Here is a 17,473-nt window from a genome sequence, read left to right as displayed (position 1 = left end):
TTCAGGGCAGGGGTGATCAGCCCGACGACGTGAGCGGATACGTCAGGTGGAGGGCTTGCTGGGGAGGAGAAAAGGGGGAGGGAGGGAAGGAGTCAGTCGTTCGAGATGCCGAGAGCGGGGAGGATCACGGCGTCGATGTACGACAGGAGGAAGGCCTGGGTCGGCGGCTTCTCGTCGATCATGGTGCGGGCGGCGAATCCGCCCATCATCATGTGGATCATGAAGTCGATCGCCGGGTTGTCCGCACGGACCTCGCCCCGGTCGACGGCCCGCTGCACCACACGGCCGAACTCGGCCATCTCGGGTTCGATGAGATGTTCGCGGAACGCCCGGAGCAGATCCGGGTTGCCGTGGATGGCCATGGCCAGACCCCGCATCAGCGCGGAGTTCCGCTCCATCTCGCAGTCGTCCGAGCGCTTGGTGAGGGCGTGCAGGTCCCCCTTCAGGGAGCCGGTGTCGATCTCCTGGAGACCCATGCCACCCGGCTTGCTGTGCCGTACCGCCTTCGCCACCAGTTCGGCCTTGCCGCCCCACTGGCGGTAGAGGGTGGCCTTGCTGGAGCGGGTGCGGGCGGCGACGGCGTCCATGGTGAGGGCGTCGTAGCCGACTTCGCGGAGCAGGTCGAGCACGGCGCCGTACAACTCGGCCTCGCGCTCGGGGGTGATACGACTGCGACGCACCGTCGCGACCTCAGTCATGCCTCACACCTTCTCCCACTCCGAACGACACGGTCCCGCAGGCGACTTCGCACATGACGTTGTACGTGACCGCCTGCGTAACTTCCTACGTGATGAATGTAGCGCACCCACGTGCGAAACGAAACTGTTTCGTTCGTGTTGTAGGTCACGCCCGGGTAAAGCGACTCGGACGAAGCCACAGGAGGCCACAGGAGGCCGCCGGAATTTTCACAAGTTGCTCCGGTCCATCCCCCGGCAAAGCATAGGGAGGTGAGCTATCTGCGCCTTCCGCACCTGAGCGGCGACCTGTTGTGCTTCGTGGCCGAGGACGACCTCTGGCTGGCCCCCCTCGACGGACCGGGCCGCGCCTGGCGGCTCACCGTCGACCGCACCAAGGTCGGCCACCCCCGCTTCTCGCCCGACGGCCGCCACCTGGCCTACACGAGCTGGCGCAGTCTGGTCCCCGAGATCCATCTGACCCCGGTGGACGGCGGCCCGGCCCGCCGGCTCACCCACTGGGGGTCTCCCGACACCCAGGTGACCGGCTGGACCCCCAACGGCGACATCCTCGCCGTCGCCTCCCACGGCGAGCCCTTCTCCTACTTCACCTGGGCCTACAAGGTGACCCCCGACGGCGACCCCGGCCGCAAGCTCCCCTGGGGACCGGTCTCCGACATCCAGGTCGCCGAGCTCGACGGCGAGCGCAGGACCCTGCTGCTGACCGGCACCCCGCCGCACGAACCGGCCGCCTGGAAGCGCTACCGGGGCGGGGCGACGGGCCGCCTGTGGCTGCACGGCGAACGGCTGCTGGAAGGCCTCGACGGCCACCTCCACTCCCCTCTCTTCGTCGGCGACCGGATCGCCTTCCTCTCCGACCACGAGGGCGTCGGCAACCTCTACTCCTGCGCCCACGACGGCTCCGACCTGCGCCGCCACACCGACCACGACGCCTTCTACGCCCGGCACGCGGCCAGCGACGGCACTCGGGTGGTGTACCAGTGCGGCGGCGATCTGTGGATCGTCGACGACCTGACCAGTGAGCCGCGCAAGCTCGACGTACGGCTGAGCGGGCCGCGCACCGGACGGCGTCCGTACCAGGTGCCCGCCTCCCAGCACGTCGACGGCCTCTCGGTCGACGAGACGGGCCGCGCGAGCGCCGTCGTCGTCCGCGGCAGTCTGTACTGGCTGACCCACCGCGACGGCCCCGCCCGCACCCTCACCGACACCCCGGGCGTACGGGTCCGGCTCCCGGAGATGCTCGGCCCGGCCGGTCAGGTCGCCTACGTCACGGACGCGGAGGGCGAGGACGCGATCGAGATCGCCCACCTGCCCCGCGCGACGGGCGACCGCGCGTCCCGGCGCCTGGCCTCGGGCAGCCTCGGCCGGGTCCTGGAGCTGGTCTCCGATCCGCGCGGCGAGCGGCTGGCCATCGCCTCGCACGACGGACGGCTGCTGCTGATCGACGCGACGGAGAGCACGGAGGACTCGGAGGACTCGGAGCACTCGGACGGCGAGGTCACCGAACTCGTCCGCTCCGTCAACGGACCCGTCCGCGACCTCGCCTTCTCCCCGGACGGGGCGTGGCTGACCTGGTCGCACCCGGGCGTCGGCCGCTCCCTGCGCCAGATCAAGATGGCCCGCATCTCCAGGATGGAGCAGGGCGACCCCCTGATCGTCGACGTGACCGACGGCCGCTTCGAGGACGAGAACCCGGTCTTCACCCGGGACGGCCGCTACCTGGCCTTCCTCTCCTGGCGGGGCTTCGACCCGGTCTACGACGTCCACACCGGCGACCTGTCCTTCCCGCTCGGCTGCCGCCCCTACCTGGTGCCGCTGAACTCGGCCACCCCCTCCCCCTTCGCGCTGACCCCGGAGGGCAGGCCGGCCGCCGGGGGCCTGGACCCGGTGGAGGAGGACGAGGGCGCCGACGGCACGGTGACGGTCGAGGTGGAGGGCCTGGAGAGCCGGGTGACGCCGTTCCCGGTCGCCGCCTCCAAGTACTCGGCGCTGTACCCGGTCGCGGGCGGCGGACTGGTCTGGCTGCGCTGGCCGATCTCCGGTGCGCTCGGCGAGACCTTCGCCAACCCGGACGACACCACCGGCCGCCCGACCCTGGAGTACTTCAGCATCGGCAAGGCGAAGAAGTCCGAACTGGTCGAGCACCTGGACTGGTTCGCGGTCAGCGGCGACGGCACCCGGCTGGTCGTCGTGGACGAGGGCGAGCTGCGCGCGGTCCCCTCCGGCGAGTCCGGGGACGGCGACAGCACGGTCTGGATCGACCTGCGCCGCATCCTGCACGAGGTCGACCCGGCCGCCGAGTGGCGCCAGTCGTACGAGGAGGCGGGCCGGCTGATCCGGGCCTACTACTGGGACCCCGGGATGTGCGGCATCGACTGGGACGCGGTCCTCGACCAGTACCGCCCCCTCGTGGAACGGGTCGCCTCCCCCGACGAGTTCGCCGACCTGCTCCGCGAGCTCCTCGGCGAACTCGGCACCTCCCACGCCTACGTCACCGCCGCCCGCCGCAACGAGGGCCCCCCGCACTACCAGCGCCGCCAGGGCCTGCTGGGCGCCAACTTCGTGCGCCGGGACGCCGGTTGGACGGTCCGGCGGATCCTGCCCGGCGACTCCTCCGACTCCAAGGCGCGCTCACCGCTGGCCGGCACGGGCATCCGCGAGGGCGCGGTCCTCACCCACGTCGACGGCCGCCCGGTGGATCCGGTCACCGGCCCCTACCCGCTGCTGGCCGGGGCGGGCGGTACGACGGTGGAGCTGACCTTCACCCCGGCGGAACCGGCTGAGGGCGAGGTCCGCTCCCGCCGGGTCGCGGTGGTCCCCCTCGTCGACGAGCGCCCGCTGCGCTACCAGGACTGGGTGGCCAAACGCCGGGAGGTCGTCCGGCAGTTGAGCGGCGGCCGCTGCGGCTACCTCCACATCCCCGACATGGGCGGCTCGGGCTGGGCCCAGTTCAACCGGGACCTGCGGATGGAGATGTCCCGCCCGGCCCTCATCGTCGACGTGCGGGGCAACGCCGGCGGCCACATCAGCGAACTCGTCGTGGAGAAACTCACCCGCACGATCCTCGGCTGGGACCTGACCCGCGACGCCCAGCCCGTGTCGTACGCCTCCACCGCCCCCCGGGGCCCCGTGGTCGCCCTCGCCGACGAGGCCACCTCCTCCGACGGCGACATGATCACCGCCGCGTTCAAGCTCCTGAAGCTCGGTCCCGTCGTCGGCCAGCGCACCTGGGGCGGCGTCGTCGGCATGACCGGCCGCCACCAACTCGGTGACGGCACGGTGATCACCGTCCCCATGAACGCCGCCTGGTTCGACGCCTACGGCTGGTCCATCGAGAACCAGGGCGTCACCCCCGACCTCGAAGTCCTCCGCACCCCGTTGGACTGGGCCGAGGGCAGACACGTCCAACTCGACGACGCCGTACAACTGGCCCTGGACCTCTTGGAGACCAACCCGCCGGCGACGCCCCCGGGTTACGAGAACGTCCCGAACAGGGCAAGGCCGAAGCTGCCGCCAAGGGTTCGCTGACCAACCCAGGGGCGCGGGGAACCGCGCGCCCAGCCCCCACCCAGCCGCACCCAAAACACAAACGTGGGGCGCCCCAACAAACAGGGCACCCCACGCTCAACCGGCAACGTCAGGCGTCGTAGTCCTGACGGAACCGGTCCTCCTCTTCACGCTGCAGCCGCTCGGTCTCCTCGTCACGCTCCCGCATACGCTCGGAGCCCTCCTGCTGACCCCGCTGCGGCCCGCGCTCACCGCGCTCACCGCGCTCCTTGGCCTGCTGGGCCTTCTGCTTGGCCTGCTCCTGCCACTGCTCCGACTTGTCCTGGAACTGGTCCTTCATACCCATGTGGGTTCACTCCCGTGGGGTGAGGGGTTGGGGGCCCCGTGGCGGGGCCTCGACCAGATTCACACGGGCCGTCACAGTGCGCATGTCGATCAGTCACGCTGAGTGATACGACCCTCCGCCCGAGCCGCCTCATCGGCCTCCCCACCTGCACCGACGAGCCCGGTCCGCACCCCCTCCAACCGCGCCCCGAACCGCCTCATCTCCCGCTGCCCGACGGTCCCGACGAGCCCCGGCAGATACCCGCGTACGCCCTGCATCCCGCGCAGCCACCACTGCCCGTACACCTGACTGGACCGCCTCTCGATCCCGGCGACGAGCCGGTCCACGGCGGGCCCGAGCGGATACGTCTTGCCGGCCGGCCACGGCAGCCGCTGCCGCAGCTCCCGCATCACCTCGTCCCGGTCGGCCCCGCGCACCATGTCCGTGTCGGTCCAGGACAGATACCCGACGCCGACCCGCACGCCCTTGTACCCGACCTCGGCCCGCAGACTGTGCGCGTAGGCCTCCACGCCGGCCTTGGACGCGCAGTACGCGGTCATCATCGGCGCCGGGGTGAGGGCGGCCAGGGAGGCGATCTGGAGCAGGTACCCCCGGCTCTCCATCAGCACCGGCAGGAAGGCCCGCGCGGTCACCGCCGATCCGATGAGGTTGACCTCGACGACCCGCCGCCAGGCCACCGGGTCGGAGTCCACGAAGGGCCCGCCGGTGGCGACCCCGGCGTTGGCGACCACGATGTCGACCTTCCCGAACCGCTCCTTGACCTCGCGTGCGACCCGGGTCATCGCCTCGTGGTCGGTGACGTCGGCGTACCAGTGGTCGGCGTCGCCGTGCAGCCGGTCGGCGACCTGCTTGAGCGCGTCCGGTTCCAGGCCGACCAGCGCCACCTTCGCGCCGCGCGCGGACAGCTTGCGGGCGAGCAGTTCCCCGACCCCCCGCGCGGCGCCCGTGACGACGGCGACCTGTCCTTCGAGACTCACCCTGCTCATGCGTCCTCCTTGATCGTCAGGTAGGTCGCGGCGAGTTCGCGGATCTTCGCGCTCACCGGTTCGGGCGTCTCGACCGGCGTCATGTGGCCGGCGCCGGGCAGTTCGGTGACGCCGAGGCAGTCGGGCAGCGCGGCGGCCAGGGCACGCGACTGCGCCGGCGGGGTCAACCGGTCCGCCGTACCGACGAGGACGGCCGTCGGCACCCTCAACTCCCGTACCCCGTGGTCGAGATCGAGCAGATCGAGCACTTGGGCCCAGGCGTACCGCACCCGGCGCGGGCAGGCGTGCACGATCCGGGCGCACGCCTCGACCATGGCGGGGGCCGAACCGGCGCCCATCGTCGCGTACCTGAGGATCCGCCGGGCGAGCGGCGTGACCGGCCCGAGCGGGGCGCGCGAGCCGAGGATGTGGTGGGTCAGCCAGGTGCGCGCCCGCCCCGGCCGCAGCGGCAGCAGCGTCGACTCGGCGACCAGCCGCGACGAGCCCGTGCTGCACAGCAGGACGGCGGCCGCGTGCTCCCGCAGGCCGGGGCGTTCGGCCGCGGCCATCACCGTCATCCCGCCCATGGAGTGCCCGGCGATCACGGCCCGCTCCCCGGGCGCGAGGGCCGCTTCCAGTACGGCTTCCAGGTCGTCGGCGAGTGCTTCGGGACTGCATGCCGGGCTCGCCGGGCTGCGTCCGTGGCCGCGTTGGTCGTAGGCGATGACGCGGTGGTCGGCGGCCAGGGCGTGGATCTGCGCGGCCCAGAAGGCGGTGGAGCAGGTCCAGCCGTGGGCGAGGACGACGGCGGGGGCGCCCTCGGGGCCGTGGAGCTCGACGTGCAGCCGGGCGCCGTCGGCGGAGACGGCCGTCAGCTCGCGGGCCGGGACGGGCGGGGCGTAGGGACCGGTGGTGACGTGCCGGAGGCGGCTCACGCGGCGACCTTCTTCCGGGCCCGGAGCACCTCGTACTCGGCGAGGTCCACGCGCCGGGTGGCCCGCCGGAACTCGCTCGTGGTGCCGGGCCAGATGGTGGTGTTGCGGCCGTTGGCGTCGAGGTACCAGCTGGTGCAGCCGCCGGTGTTCCACACCGTGCGCTTCATCCGCTCCTGCACCCGGTGGTTCCAGTCCCGTACGGCTTCGGGGCGGGCGTCGAGGGCGGCACGGCCGCCGAGGACGTCGAGCTGGCGCACGAAGTCGGCGAGGTAGTTCAGCTGCGACTCGATCATCAGGATCATCGAGGAGTTCCCGAGCCCGGTGTTGGGTCCGATCATCGTCATCCAGTTGGGGAAGCCGGCCGCCGAGGCCCCGCGCAGGGCCTCCATCCCGCCCTTCCAGGCCTCGGCCAGCGTCCTGCCGTCGGCGCCCACGACGCGGTCGGCGATCGGCATGTCGGTGACGTGGAAGCCGGTGCCGAAGACGATCGTGTCGGCCTCGGTCTCGGTGCCGTCGGCGGCGACCAGGGTCGAGCCGCGCACCTCGGCGAGGCCGCTCGCGACGACGTCGACGTTGGGCCGGGCGAGGGCCGGGTAGTAGTCGCTGCTGAGCAGGATCCGCTTGCAGCCGATGCGGTAGTCGGGGGTGAGCCGGGCGCGCAGGGCCGGGTCCTTGATGGCGCGGGCCATGTTCCGCTTCGCCAGCTGTTCGACCAGGGTCAGCTCGTCGGGGTGCTTGGTGAAGGCCTGGACCTGCAACTCCCTGATCCCCCACAGCAGTCCGCGCCGGAGCCGGGTGGTGAAGGGCAGCGCCCGGTGCAGGGCCCGTTCGGCGCCGCCGATGGCACGGTCGACGCGGGGCAGCACCCACGGCGGGGTGCGCTGGAACAGGGTGAGGTGACCGACCCGCGGCTGGATGGCGGGCACGATCTGGATGGCGGAGGCCCCGGTGCCCACCATCGCGACCCGCTCGCCGGCGAGGTCGTGGTCGTGGTCCCAGCGGGCGGAGTGGAAGACCTTGCCGGGGAAGGAGTCCAGCCCCGGGATGTCGGGGACCTTCGGGTCGGACAGCGGCCCGGTGGCGGAGACGACGATGTCGGCGGTGAGCCGCCCGCCGCTGGTCTCGATCTCCCAGCGCAGCTGCTCGGCGTCCCAGGTCATCAGCTTGACCTCGGAGTCGAAGCGGATGTGGCGCCGCAGGTGGAAGACGTCGGCGACATGCTCCAGGTACGCGCGGATGTGCCGCTGCCCGGAGAACGCGCGCGGCCACTCGGGGTTGGGCGCGAAGGAGAACGAGTACAGGTGGGAGGGCACGTCGCAGGCGCACCCGGGATAGCTGTTGTCGCGCCAGGTGCCGCCCACGCTGCTCGCCCGCTCCAGCACCACGAAGTCGGTGACGCCCTCGCGCCGCAACCGCACGGCGGCCCCCAGCCCGCCGAACCCGGATCCGATCACCGCCACCCGTACATGTTCGTGTTCGGTCATGCCGCCGCTCCTCCGCACACTCCATGACTCTGCCAGTGGATACTGGCGCAATGGGGAGAGTAGAGCAGCTCCGTACTCATGGGTAGGGGTCGGGCGAGGACGTTTTACATCAGCGGCTGCCGCCGCGGGTACCGGCGGTACAACATAGAGTTCGGGCGTGGCTGACAAGCGTGAGTACCGCATGGAGGAGCTGGCCCGGCTGGCCGGAATCACGGTGCGCACCCTGCGCTTCTACCGCGAGCGCAAACTGATCCCGCCGCCCCGCCGCGAGGGCCGTATCGCCTGGTACGACGACCACCACCTGGCCCGCCTGCGCACCATCGCGGCACTCCTGGAACGCGGCCACACCCTCACCGGCATCGCCGAACTGGCCGAGGCCCTCGACCACGGCCGAGACGTCGCCGACGTCCTGGGCGTCACCCCGCCCACCGAGGAGGAACCGGTCCGCCTCACCCCCGAGGAACTCGCCGCCCGCTTCGAGGGCCAGGTCACCCCGGAGAACCTCGCCGCCGCCCTCGAACTCGGCTACCTCGGCACCGACGGCGACGAGATCGTCCACATCAGCCGCCGCCTCCTCGACATCTCCTCCGCGCTGGTCCGCGAGGGCATCCCCCTCGCCGAGGTCCTGGCAGCCGGCAAACACGTCCGCGAACACGTCGACGCCCTCGCCGAGAACTTCGCCGTCCTGATCCTCCGCCACGGCACCGAATCCGACCTCCAACGCCTGCGCCCCCTGGCCCGCAGCGTGGTGGACGCGGAACTGTCCTTGGCGCTGGACCGGCGGTTGCGCAAGCAGGAGTAGAGCGGCAGGCCCTGGTCATCGGCGGCCGCCGGACCGGAAGCGTCTGCTCCGGCAGGTGACGGGTACCTGCCGCCCATGGCCCTGGCCCGATCCCTGCCCGACAGCGCCACCGAGTGGTGGGACTTCCTCGGCGCGGTCGCGCTCTACGTGTTCACCCGCTGGGTCCTGACCTGGCACCAGGCCCGCCGCGACGGGGACCGGCACCCCGTGCGAGCCGCCTTCGGCGACGAGGACCGGCTCCGTGTGACCCTGCTGTGCACGATCGGACCGGTGCTGGTCGCAGGAGTGGCGTACGTGGACTTCCGGTACGCACGCCGGTCACACAACGCACGCCGACCACGCGGCGCCCGGGCCTAGAGGTCGTAGACCACCGTCACCGGCGCATGATCCGACCACCGCTCGTCATGCGTGGCCGCGCGCTCCACGAACCCCTTGACCGCCTTGGCGGCGAGTCCCGGCGTAGAGCAGTGGTAGTCGATGCGCCATCCTGAATCGTTGTCGAAGGCCCGCCCCCGGTACGACCACCACGTGTACGGCCCCGCCACCTCGGGATGCAGCGCCCGCACGACGTCGACGTACCCGCCGTCGGTCTCGTCGAGGACGCGGGTCAGCCACTCCCGCTCCTCCGGGAGGAAGCCGGAGTTCTTCTGGTTGGCGCGCCAGTTCTTGAGGTCGGCCGGCTGGTGGGCGATGTTCCAGTCGCCGCAGACGAGGACCTCGCGGCCGTCGGCGGCGGAGCGCTCGCGCAGGTCCTTGAGGTGGGCGAGGAACTCGCCCATGAAGCGGACCTTCTCGTCCTGCCGCTCGGTGCCTACCTCGCCGGAGGGCAGGTAGAGGGAGGCGACCGTGACACCGGGCAGGTCGACCTCGACGTAGCGGCCGCTCGCGTCGAACTCGGCCGAGCCGAAGCCGACGCGAACCCGGTCGGGCTCGCGGCGGGTGTAGAGGGAGACACCGGCGCGGCCCTTGGCGGCGGCGGGCGCGTGCACGACGTGCCAGCCGTCCGGCGTACGGACGTACTCGGGCAGCTGCTGCGGCTCCGCGCGCACCTCCTGGAGGCAGAGCACATCGGCGGAGGTCCCGGCGAGCCACTCCACGAAGCCCTTCTTCGCGGCGGCGCGCAGTCCATTCACGTTCACGGAGGTCACAGTCAGCACCCCGGCACCCTACCGGCACACTGGACTCTGTCCCGTTCTGGAATGAATTGATATACGGTAATCAACATGAATATACGACAGGTTCCCTTCGACCACCCCGACGCGGTCAAGCTCAACGACCAGGTCCAGGCGGAGTACCACGTCCGCTACGGCGACGGCGGCGACGCCACCGTCCTGGCCCCGGAGGACTTCGAACCGCCCAAGGGGGTGTTCCTGATCGCGTACGACGAGACCGATGCCCCGGTCGCCACCGGCGGCTGGCGTGCCCAGGACACGAACGAGGAGGGCAACCTGGACGGGGACGCCGAGCTCAAGCGGATGTACGTCGTCGACGCGGCGCGCGGCCGGGGTCTCGCCCGGCGCATCCTGGCCGCGCTGGAGGAGGACGCCCGCGCGGCCGGCCGCAGACGCATGGTCCTGGAGACCGGCGACCGGCAGCCGGAGGCCATCGCCCTCTACACCTCCAGCGGTTACGAGCCGTGCGCCAAGTTCGGCTACTACCGGCACTACGAGTCGAGCCGGTGCTTCGCGAAGCCCCTGTGAGATCAGGCCCGTAGGTACGCCAGCACCGCCAGCACTCTCCGGTGGACGTCGTCCGCCGGAGGCAGGTCCAGCTTGGTGAGGATGCTCCCGATGTGCTTGCCGACCGCCGCCTCCGACACCACCAGCGTGCGCGCTATCGCGCCGTTGGAGCGGCCCTCGGCGATCAGCGCCAGCACCTCCCGCTCGCGCGGGGTCAGCCGCGTGAGCGGATCCCGCCGCCGGCGCAGCAACTGCCGTACGACCTCCGGGTCCACGACCGTGCCCCCGGCCGCGACCTCGCGCAGCGCGTCCACGAACTCCTCGACCTGGCCCACCCGGTCCTTGAGCAGATAGCCGACCCCGGTGCCGTCGCCGGAGTCGAGGAGCTCGGCGGCGTAGGCCCGCTGCACGTACTGGCTGAGCACCAGCACCGACAGCCCCGCCCGTTCCTCGCGCAGCCGTACGGCCGCGTGCAGTCCCTCGTCCTGGAAGCCGGGCGGCATCCGGACGTCGGTGACCACGATGTCGGGCCGGTGCTCGGTGGCCGCCGCGAGGAGCGCGTCCGCGTCGCCGACGGCCGCCACCACCTCGTGGCCGAAGCGGGTGAGCAGTGCGACGAGGCCGTCGCGCAGCAGCACGCTGTCCTCGGCGAGGACTACGCGCAGGGGTCGGTCGACGGTCGTGGCCGGCAAGGAATCTCCACACGCAGCAGGGTCGGTCCGCCCGGTGGGCTGGACAGGGAGAGTGTGCCATCGAGCACCGACACCCGGTCGGCGAGACCGGTGAGCCCGGTGCCGCCGCGTCCGTCGTCGCGGATGTGCAGGGTCAGCCGCCCGTCGCCGTATCCGCCGCTGACGGCGGCCCGGTTCGCCCCGCTGTGCCGGGCGACGTTCGCGAGGGCCTCGCCGACGACGAAGTACGCGGCGGACTCCACGGGTTGGGGAAGCCGCTCCGGGAGGTGGAGGTCCAGGTCGACGGGGACCGGGCTGCGGTCGGCCGCGTCGGCGACGGCGGCTTCGAGGCCGTAGTCGGTGAGAACCTTGGGGTGGATGCCGTGGATCAGCTCACGCAGGTCGGCGAGGGCCTGCCCGGCCTCCGTGTGCGCCTTGGCCAGTTGGTCGGCGAGCGGCCCCGGCGGGACGTCGAGGCGGGCCAGCCCGAGGCTCATGGTCAGGGCGACGAGCCGCTGTTGGGCGCCGTCGTGCAGATCGCGCTCGATGCGGCGCCGTTCCGCCTCGAAGGCGTCCACCAGGCGGGCACGGGAGCGCACGAGGTGCAGGACCCGCTCGCCGTCGTCCTCCTTCGCGCCCAGCACCGCCCGCACCAGTTCCGCCCGCGCACCGGCCACGACTCCCAGCGCGTAGGCGCCGGTCGCCAGCAGCGCCAGCCCGAGCACGGCCACCCCGAGGGCCCCCGGCCAGGTGCCCACGGTCCACAGCTTGACCGCCTTCGCCTCCCCGTCGAGCGCCAGGAACACGGGCGCGGCGACCATCGACAGCGGGATCCCGAGCGCACAGAACAGGACCAGCGCGTCCAGCGGCCACAGCACCAGCCCGAGCAGCACGGCGTACGCCAACTCCCGCCAGGTCGCGGCCTCCCGCACCCGCGTCACCAGCCACGCCCACAGCCCCGGCGCGTCCGGCACCCGATGCCCGCCGCCGAGCGCCGGTCCCATCCCCGTCACCCGCAGCCGCCACCGCTCCACGGCGGCCACCGGGATCCCGGCCAGCGCGGTCAGCACCAGCAACGGAAGCCCGAGGAGTACGACGGCCAGGGCCCCGCCGACGACGAGCCCGCCCAGCACCACGACGAGCACGACCGCCCCGAGCAGCGCCCCGCCCGCCAGGTAGGCGACCGCCCGCCAGGGCCACGCCGACCTCAGGTATCCACGCCCCGCGAGGGCCCGCCACACGCTCATGGGGATCACCGTAGGAGCCGGGCGGCCGTCGCGGCCATCGGTCTGGGCGGAGACCTGGGGGTATGCCTGGCCCTACCCCAAGTCTCCGTCCCGCCGCACTGATTCGCGGGCCGGCCGGCGGTTGGCTGGATCCCACGGAAACCGAGCGGATTACACAGCGGATCACCACAGGCGGGAGACGAGGCCGACATGAGATCTCAGGCGATCGAACTGCGGGACGTGCACAGGCGGTTCGAGGCGGGCGGCACCGCGGTGACCGCCCTGGACGGCGTCACGCTCGCCTTCCCCCGGGGCACCTTCACCGCCGTCATGGGCCCGTCCGGCTCCGGCAAGTCGACGCTGCTGCACTGTGCCGCCGGCCTGGACCGGCCCACCTCGGGCTCGGTCCGCCTCGGCGACACCGAACTGACCTCGCTGAGCGAACGCCGGCTGACCCTGCTGCGCCGCGACCGTATCGGCTTCGTCTTCCAGGCGTTCAACCTGCTGCCCTCCCTGACCGCCGCGCAGAACACCGCCCTTCCGCTCCGTCTGGCCGGCCGCCGTGTGCCCCGTGCGCGCGTGCCGGCCGCGCTGCGCCAGGTGGGCCTGGCCGACCGCTCCCACCACCGCCCCTCCCAACTCTCCGGCGGCCAGCAGCAACGCGTCGCCCTCGCCCGCGCCCTCATCACCCGCCCCGAGGTCCTCTTCGCCGACGAACCGACCGGCGCCCTGGACTCCCGGACGGGCCGCGAAGTCCTCACCCTGCTCCGCGCCCTGGTCGACAACGAGGGCACGGCGATCGTGATGGTCACCCATGATCCGGTGGCCGCGTCGTACGCCGACCGGGTCGTGTTCCTGGTCGACGGGCGGGTGCACGGGGAGTTGGCCGGGGGGTCGGCGCCGGAGATCGCGGGGCGGATGGCGAGCGTGGAGGACGCGGGACGGATGGCGAGGGCGGAGGACGCGGGACGGATGGCGAGGGCGGAGGACGCGGGACGGATGGCGAGGGCGGAGGACGCGGGACGGATGGCGAGGGCGGAGGACGTGAGGGCCGGGGCGCCCGAGATCGCGCCGCTGCCGGAGGCCACCCCGTGCTGATCATCGCCCTACGCGGCCTGCGTGCCCGCTGGACCGCCTTCACCGGCACCTTCCTGGCCCTCTCCCTCGGTGTCGCCCTGCTGACGGTGATGGGCCTGGCCCTCGCCTCCTCCTCCGACGCCCCGGATCGCAGGCCGGAACGTTTTGCGGCGGCGCCCGTCGTGGTGCGCGGCCAGGACACCCTGCGCGTGCCCACCCCCACCGGTGAGCGCACCCGGAAGCTGGCGCACCCCCGCCCGGTCCCGGCCGGAACCGTCGCCGAGCTGCGCACGCTCGGCAGGGTCGTCGAGGACCGCACCTTCGCCGTACGAGCCCCTGGCGCGCCCGGCGATCTGGTCGGCCATCCCTGGTCCACGGCCGCCTGCGCCCCGTACGACCTGACCGCGGGGCGGGCCCCACGCGCCGCGGACGAGGTCGTGGCCACCGGCGACTGGACGAGCGTGGGGCAACGGCTGCGCACCCCCGAGGGCCCGGTACGCGTGGTGGGCACGGTCACCGCCCTGGGCTTCGAGAACGCCCTCTTCTACACGGACGCCCGCGCGGCCCGCCTGTCACCGCGGATCCCCCAAGTCGTCGTGGAGGCGGCCCCGGTGGCGGTACGGCGGGCGGCCCCCGGTCTGGACGTCCTCACCGGTGACGCCCGGCGGCTCGCGGACGCCGATCCCGACCGGGACCGCGAGGCGGTGACCGCGCTGAACGCCCTGTTCGGCACGGCGGGCGGGGTCGCCGGGTTCGTGTCGGTGTTCGTCGTGGCGTCGACGTTCGCCTTCGCGGTCGCCCAGCGGCGCCGGGAGTTCGGCCTGCTGCGCACCGCGGGTGCCACGCCGGGCCAGATCCGCCGGACGGTGGTGGCGGAAGCCCTGCTCGTCGGCGTCCTCGCCTCGGCGGCGGGCTGCGCGCTCGGCGCGTACGCCGCCCCGCACCTGGCGTCCCGGGTCGTGGCCGACGGCCTGGCCCCGGCCTGGTTCACCATCGGCGACCACGTCTGGCCGTACCATCTGGCCTTCTGGACGGGACTGCTGGTGGCCCTGTGCGGTGTGCTGGCCGCGTCATGGCGGGCCGGGCGGACGGCCCCCACGGAGGCGCTGCGCGAGGCCTCGGTCGACACCGGCACGATGACCCGCGGCCGTCTGCTCGCGGGCACGGCCCTCCTGCTCACCGCGGTGGTGACCCTGGTCCCGGCCCTGCTCACCGACCCGGGCGACCTGCTGCACCGCAAGACCTACATCAGCCGCCCCATGCTCCTGATCACCGCGACCGCCCTGCTCTCCCCGCTCCTGATCCGCCCCTCGATCCGCCTCCTCACCTGGCTGCCGGCCACCCGGCTCCCGGGCGCCACCGCTCTCCTGGTCCGCGAGAACACCACCACGTCCCTCCGCCGGACCGCCTCCCTCACGGCCCCCGTCCTGATCACCGTCGCCCTCACCGGCTCCCTGCTGGGTGCCACCGCGACCCTGAACGAGTCGCGGACGAAGGAGCTCCGGGCCCGCACGACCGCGGACTTCGTGGTGACCCCGACGGGGACCGCCACCGGCACCGGGGCCGATTCAGGCGCTGTTTCTGCGACCGGGACCGGCCTGCCCCCGGAGACCGTGCGCCGCCTGCGCGCCGTGCCGGGCGCCGAGGTCTCGGTCACGTCGGCGAGCGAGGTGTACGCCCTGGAGGACGACGTGGCCCTGATCAGATCCGAGGCCCGCGCGGCCGCCCCGGAGGACCTCGCCGCGACGACGCACCTGCCGCTGACCTCAGGCCATGTCGCGGACCTCGACGACGACTCGATCATCGTCAACGAGGAGTGGGCCCGCCACACCGTCGGCGACCACGTCACCGTCCACCTCGGCGACGGCACCCGCCGCACCCTGCGCATCGCGGCGGTGATGCCCACCGGCACCGGCGACAACGGCGTCTACATCACCCCGGCCAACGCCCCACAGGCTCCCGTCGACCGCGTGGACGTGAAGGTCGCCCGAGGCGCGGACGCGACCGAGGTGGAGGCGGACCTACGACAAGCGGTGGGACGGGGACAGGGGGGACAGGACGCGACCGCGGAAGCGCAAGTCCTCACGAGAGACGCCTGGCTGCGAACCGTCTCCCCCGGCCCCGACGACACCACCCGCCTCGGCTTCCTCCTGGTCCTGGGCCTCGCCCTGCTCTACACGGGTATCTCCCTGGTGAACACCCTGCTCATGCCCACCTCGGACCGCACCCGAGACCTGCGCTCCCTCCGGCTGGCCGGAGCCACCCGGGGACAGCTGCTGCGCCTGCTGACAGCGGAATCCCTGACGATCGTCACCCTCGGCACCCTCCTCGGCCTCCTGGTCACCACCCTCAACCTCCTCACCCTCAGCACCGCCCTGACCCTGCTCTCCGCGCCCCCGGCTCTCCAACTCCCCTGGCTCCCCCTCACCACCACAGCCCTCGCCTGTGCCCTCCTCGCGGTGACCGCCTCACTGATCCCAACGCCCCGCACACACAAAAAAGATCCCGCCCGATCAACCGATCGGACGGGATCTCATCAACTACCCCAGGTTTCCCCGGGAAGTTGTTGCGGTGGACCTGAGGGGATTTGAACCCCTGGCCCCCTCGATGCGAACGAGGTGCGCTACCGGACTGCGCCACAGGCCCTTGCAACGAGTGAAACTCTAGCATCCCCGTCCGGGTGCTTGGAAATCCGTTCCCGGCTGGTCAGAGAGGGCCGGTCGGGGCTTGATCCGGTCGGCGGGGCGGTGGGCGGGGCGGCCGTCGGGGCGGTCGGCGGGCGGGTCACTCGTTGGCGGCCCGAGGCCGGTCGCCGTCCTCGTACTGGTCGAAGAGGGGGGTGCGACCGCGCTCGCGGGCGCGACGGGCGGAGGCGGCGCGACGGGCGTCACTGCGGCCGTCGGCCGCCGGCCTGTCCTCCGGGTCGGAGGACGCGTCCTCCGATCCCCCGTCGCACTCGGCGGGCTGCGCCTCCTGCTCCGGGGTGACGGAGCTGGACCGAGCCGAGCTCCAGGCGTCCGGCGCGCCGAGGTCCACGTCGGAGGTGGCCCGTGGCGCGACCGGCGCGGTCACGTAGGTGGGCAGGGGCACCGGGACGGGGTCCCAGCTGTCCCCGTGCGCCGGCCGCTGCTGGCGCTCGCGCTGCTGGTCGACCCACTCCGCGTGGTCGGTCTGCTCGACGAGCGCCCGCCGGTCGGCGGCGAGCGCCGACAGTCCGGGATCCGTCTCGGGCTCCGGGCCTTCGTCCGGCTCGTCGGAGTCGGCGCTCGCGTCGACCGTCGCGCGCCGACGCGGCTGGCGCGACCGTTCGCGCAGGCGCTGCGCGGCGGCCTCGGCCCGGCGCCGGTCCATCTGGTAGGCGAAGCGGCGGCGCTCCTGGGAGCGCAGATAGGCGATGTACGCGCTGAGCAGCACGGCGGGCACGCCGGGCGCCCACAGGAACGCGAGTCCTCCGACCGCGGCGACGATCGCGCCGAGCGTGAAGGCGAGGAAGAGCATGACCGTCGTACGCCGACGGCGTGCGAGCACCTTCGTGCGCCGGGCGCGCGCGGCGGCCGCCTCTTCGGCGGGCGTGCGCCTCGCGGCCGACACCCGCTTCCGCGCCGGTGCGGCACCGGACTCGGCCGCCGACGGGGCGTGCTCTTCGCGCGCGGAATCGCGTACCGATTCGCGTACCGACGCACGCGCCGGCTCGCGTACCGGTGCCTGGGTCCGGGGACGGGTCGGGGGCATGGCGAAGGCCCGGACGTCCACCGAGTCGGTGACGGCGTCCGGGTCGGCGACGCTGGACTCCCCCTCCTCGGTGGAGCGCGCCCGCAGGTCCTTGGCGTATCGGCGCTCCATCCCCGCCCGGCCGGACAACAACCGGATGGCCGTGCTGAAGCGTTCCGTCGGACGGGCCTCGTTCAGCTCGTCCTGCCTACGGAGCCACATCGGCACCAAGTAGGCGGCCCAGGCCCCGACAATGACTGCGTAGATGAGGCCGCTGCTGCTCACGCCTCACACGGTAGAGGGGTTTGCGTGAGGCCATCTGCCAATTGAGCCGGTGTGTCGCACGATCTGGCTGATATTTCGAGCTTTTTTTGT

Annotated in this window: 14 protein-coding genes, 1 tRNA gene and 1 pseudogene; 6 read left to right on the top strand and 10 right to left on the bottom strand. The window is 72.6% G+C overall.

Annotation, left to right across the window (positions count from 1 at the left end; all coding sequences use genetic code 11):
• Positions 1-92: 92 nt before the first annotated feature.
• On the bottom strand, positions 93-698 hold the full coding sequence (locus K4B79_RS25530) for a TetR/AcrR family transcriptional regulator (protein ID WP_232029237.1): 606 nt from the start codon (positions 696-698) through the stop codon (positions 93-95).
• A gap of 249 nt (positions 699-947) precedes the next feature.
• Here K4B79_RS25530 and K4B79_RS25525 point away from each other — a divergent pair, with 249 nt between their 5' ends.
• A complete protein-coding gene (locus K4B79_RS25525; protein WP_232029236.1) occupies positions 948-4,223 on the top strand; it encodes a S41 family peptidase in 3,276 nt (1,091 codons plus the stop codon).
• A gap of 109 nt (positions 4,224-4,332) precedes the next feature.
• Here K4B79_RS25525 and K4B79_RS25520 read toward each other — a convergent pair whose 3' ends face one another.
• The 4 genes from K4B79_RS25520 to K4B79_RS25505 all read right to left on the bottom strand — a co-directional run bounded on the left by K4B79_RS25520 (position 4,333) and on the right by K4B79_RS25505 (position 7,932).
• Complete coding sequence (locus tag K4B79_RS25520) at positions 4,333-4,548, bottom strand: hypothetical protein (RefSeq protein ID WP_232029235.1); 216 nt, start codon at positions 4,546-4,548, stop codon at positions 4,333-4,335.
• 89 nt (positions 4,549-4,637) lie between these two features.
• Entirely contained in the window at positions 4,638-5,534 is an 897-nt protein-coding gene (locus K4B79_RS25515; protein ID WP_232029234.1) for an SDR family oxidoreductase, read from the bottom strand.
• Entirely contained in the window at positions 5,531-6,448 is a 918-nt protein-coding gene (locus tag K4B79_RS25510) for an alpha/beta fold hydrolase (RefSeq protein ID WP_232029233.1), read from the bottom strand. The genes K4B79_RS25515 and K4B79_RS25510 overlap by 4 nt, the downstream gene beginning before the upstream one ends.
• A complete protein-coding gene (locus tag K4B79_RS25505; RefSeq protein ID WP_232029232.1) occupies positions 6,445-7,932 on the bottom strand; it encodes a flavin-containing monooxygenase in 1,488 nt (495 codons plus the stop codon). The genes K4B79_RS25510 and K4B79_RS25505 overlap by 4 nt, the downstream gene beginning before the upstream one ends.
• A gap of 181 nt (positions 7,933-8,113) precedes the next feature.
• Here K4B79_RS25505 and K4B79_RS25500 point away from each other — a divergent pair, with 181 nt between their 5' ends.
• A complete protein-coding gene (locus tag K4B79_RS25500) occupies positions 8,114-8,734 on the top strand; it encodes a MerR family transcriptional regulator (protein ID WP_232029421.1) in 621 nt (206 codons plus the stop codon).
• Between the two features lie 75 nt (positions 8,735-8,809).
• On the top strand, positions 8,810-9,091 hold the full coding sequence (locus K4B79_RS25495) for a hypothetical protein (protein ID WP_232029231.1): 282 nt from the start codon (positions 8,810-8,812) through the stop codon (positions 9,089-9,091).
• On the opposite strand, the gene K4B79_RS25490 is transcribed toward K4B79_RS25495, so the two are convergent.
• The gene (locus tag K4B79_RS25490; RefSeq protein WP_232029230.1) at positions 9,088-9,891 is read right to left on the bottom strand and encodes an exodeoxyribonuclease III; all 804 of its coding nucleotides are present in this window, start codon (positions 9,889-9,891) and stop codon (positions 9,088-9,090) included. The genes K4B79_RS25495 and K4B79_RS25490 overlap by 4 nt on opposite strands.
• A gap of 66 nt (positions 9,892-9,957) precedes the next feature.
• Between K4B79_RS25490 and K4B79_RS25485 the strand changes: the two genes are divergently transcribed.
• Entirely contained in the window at positions 9,958-10,434 is a 477-nt protein-coding gene (locus tag K4B79_RS25485; RefSeq protein ID WP_232029229.1) for a GNAT family N-acetyltransferase, read from the top strand.
• Between the two features lie 2 nt (positions 10,435-10,436).
• Here K4B79_RS25485 and K4B79_RS25480 read toward each other — a convergent pair whose 3' ends face one another.
• Both K4B79_RS25480 and K4B79_RS25475 read right to left on the bottom strand, forming a co-directional pair.
• Positions 10,437-11,105: a response regulator gene (locus K4B79_RS25480; protein WP_232029228.1), complete on the bottom strand. Its 669-nt coding sequence runs from the start codon at positions 11,103-11,105 to the stop codon at positions 10,437-10,439.
• Positions 11,069-12,331 (bottom strand): sensor histidine kinase, encoded by a 1,263-nt coding sequence (locus tag K4B79_RS25475; protein WP_232029227.1) that lies wholly within the window; start codon positions 12,329-12,331, stop codon positions 11,069-11,071. The genes K4B79_RS25480 and K4B79_RS25475 overlap by 37 nt, the downstream gene beginning before the upstream one ends.
• 189 nt (positions 12,332-12,520) lie before the next feature.
• Between K4B79_RS25475 and K4B79_RS25470 the strand changes: the two are divergent.
• Together K4B79_RS25470 and K4B79_RS25465 are read left to right on the top strand one after the other, a co-directional pair.
• A pseudogene (locus tag K4B79_RS25470) lies at positions 12,521-13,249 on the top strand (ABC transporter ATP-binding protein); the annotation flags it as partial.
• A gap of 152 nt (positions 13,250-13,401) precedes the next feature.
• The gene (locus K4B79_RS25465; RefSeq protein ID WP_232029226.1) at positions 13,402-15,978 is read left to right on the top strand and encodes an ABC transporter permease; all 2,577 of its coding nucleotides are present in this window, start codon (positions 13,402-13,404) and stop codon (positions 15,976-15,978) included.
• Here K4B79_RS25465 and K4B79_RS25460 read toward each other — a convergent pair.
• Positions 15,960-16,033 (bottom strand) — tRNA-Ala (locus K4B79_RS25460). The genes K4B79_RS25465 and K4B79_RS25460 overlap by 19 nt on opposite strands.
• A gap of 138 nt (positions 16,034-16,171) precedes the next feature.
• The gene (gene sepX / locus K4B79_RS25455; protein WP_232029225.1) at positions 16,172-17,383 is read right to left on the bottom strand and encodes a divisome protein SepX/GlpR; all 1,212 of its coding nucleotides are present in this window, start codon (positions 17,381-17,383) and stop codon (positions 16,172-16,174) included.
• Positions 17,384-17,473 lie beyond the last annotated feature (90 nt).

The organism is Streptomyces lincolnensis, from assembly GCF_021173675.1.
GTDB classification, from domain to species: domain Bacteria; phylum Actinomycetota; class Actinomycetes; order Streptomycetales; family Streptomycetaceae; genus Streptomyces; species Streptomyces lincolnensis_B.
The sequence above is the reverse complement of the archived record's forward strand: the minus strand, read 5'-3'. Positions and strand labels throughout refer to the sequence as shown.

Bases quoted from the DNA above. Each gene is read 5' to 3' on its own strand.
- K4B79_RS25530 (WP_232029237.1), bottom strand. From the start codon at position 698: ATGACTGAGGTCGCGACGGTGCGTCGCAGTCGTATCACCCCCGAGCGC.
- K4B79_RS25475 (WP_232029227.1), bottom strand. From the start codon at position 12,331: ATGAGCGTGTGGCGGGCCCTCGCGGGGCGTGGATACCTGAGGTCGGCG.
- K4B79_RS25485 (WP_232029229.1), top strand. From the start codon at position 9,958: ATGAATATACGACAGGTTCCCTTCGACCACCCCGACGCGGTCAAGCTC.
- K4B79_RS25520 (WP_232029235.1), bottom strand. From the start codon at position 4,548: ATGGGTATGAAGGACCAGTTCCAGGACAAGTCGGAGCAGTGGCAGGAG.
- K4B79_RS25500 (WP_232029421.1), top strand. From the start codon at position 8,114: ATGGAGGAGCTGGCCCGGCTGGCCGGAATCACGGTGCGCACCCTGCGC.
- K4B79_RS25515 (WP_232029234.1), bottom strand. From the start codon at position 5,534: ATGAGCAGGGTGAGTCTCGAAGGACAGGTCGCCGTCGTCACGGGCGCC.
- K4B79_RS25495 (WP_232029231.1), top strand. From the start codon at position 8,810: ATGGCCCTGGCCCGATCCCTGCCCGACAGCGCCACCGAGTGGTGGGAC.
- K4B79_RS25505 (WP_232029232.1), bottom strand. From the start codon at position 7,932: ATGACCGAACACGAACATGTACGGGTGGCGGTGATCGGATCCGGGTTC.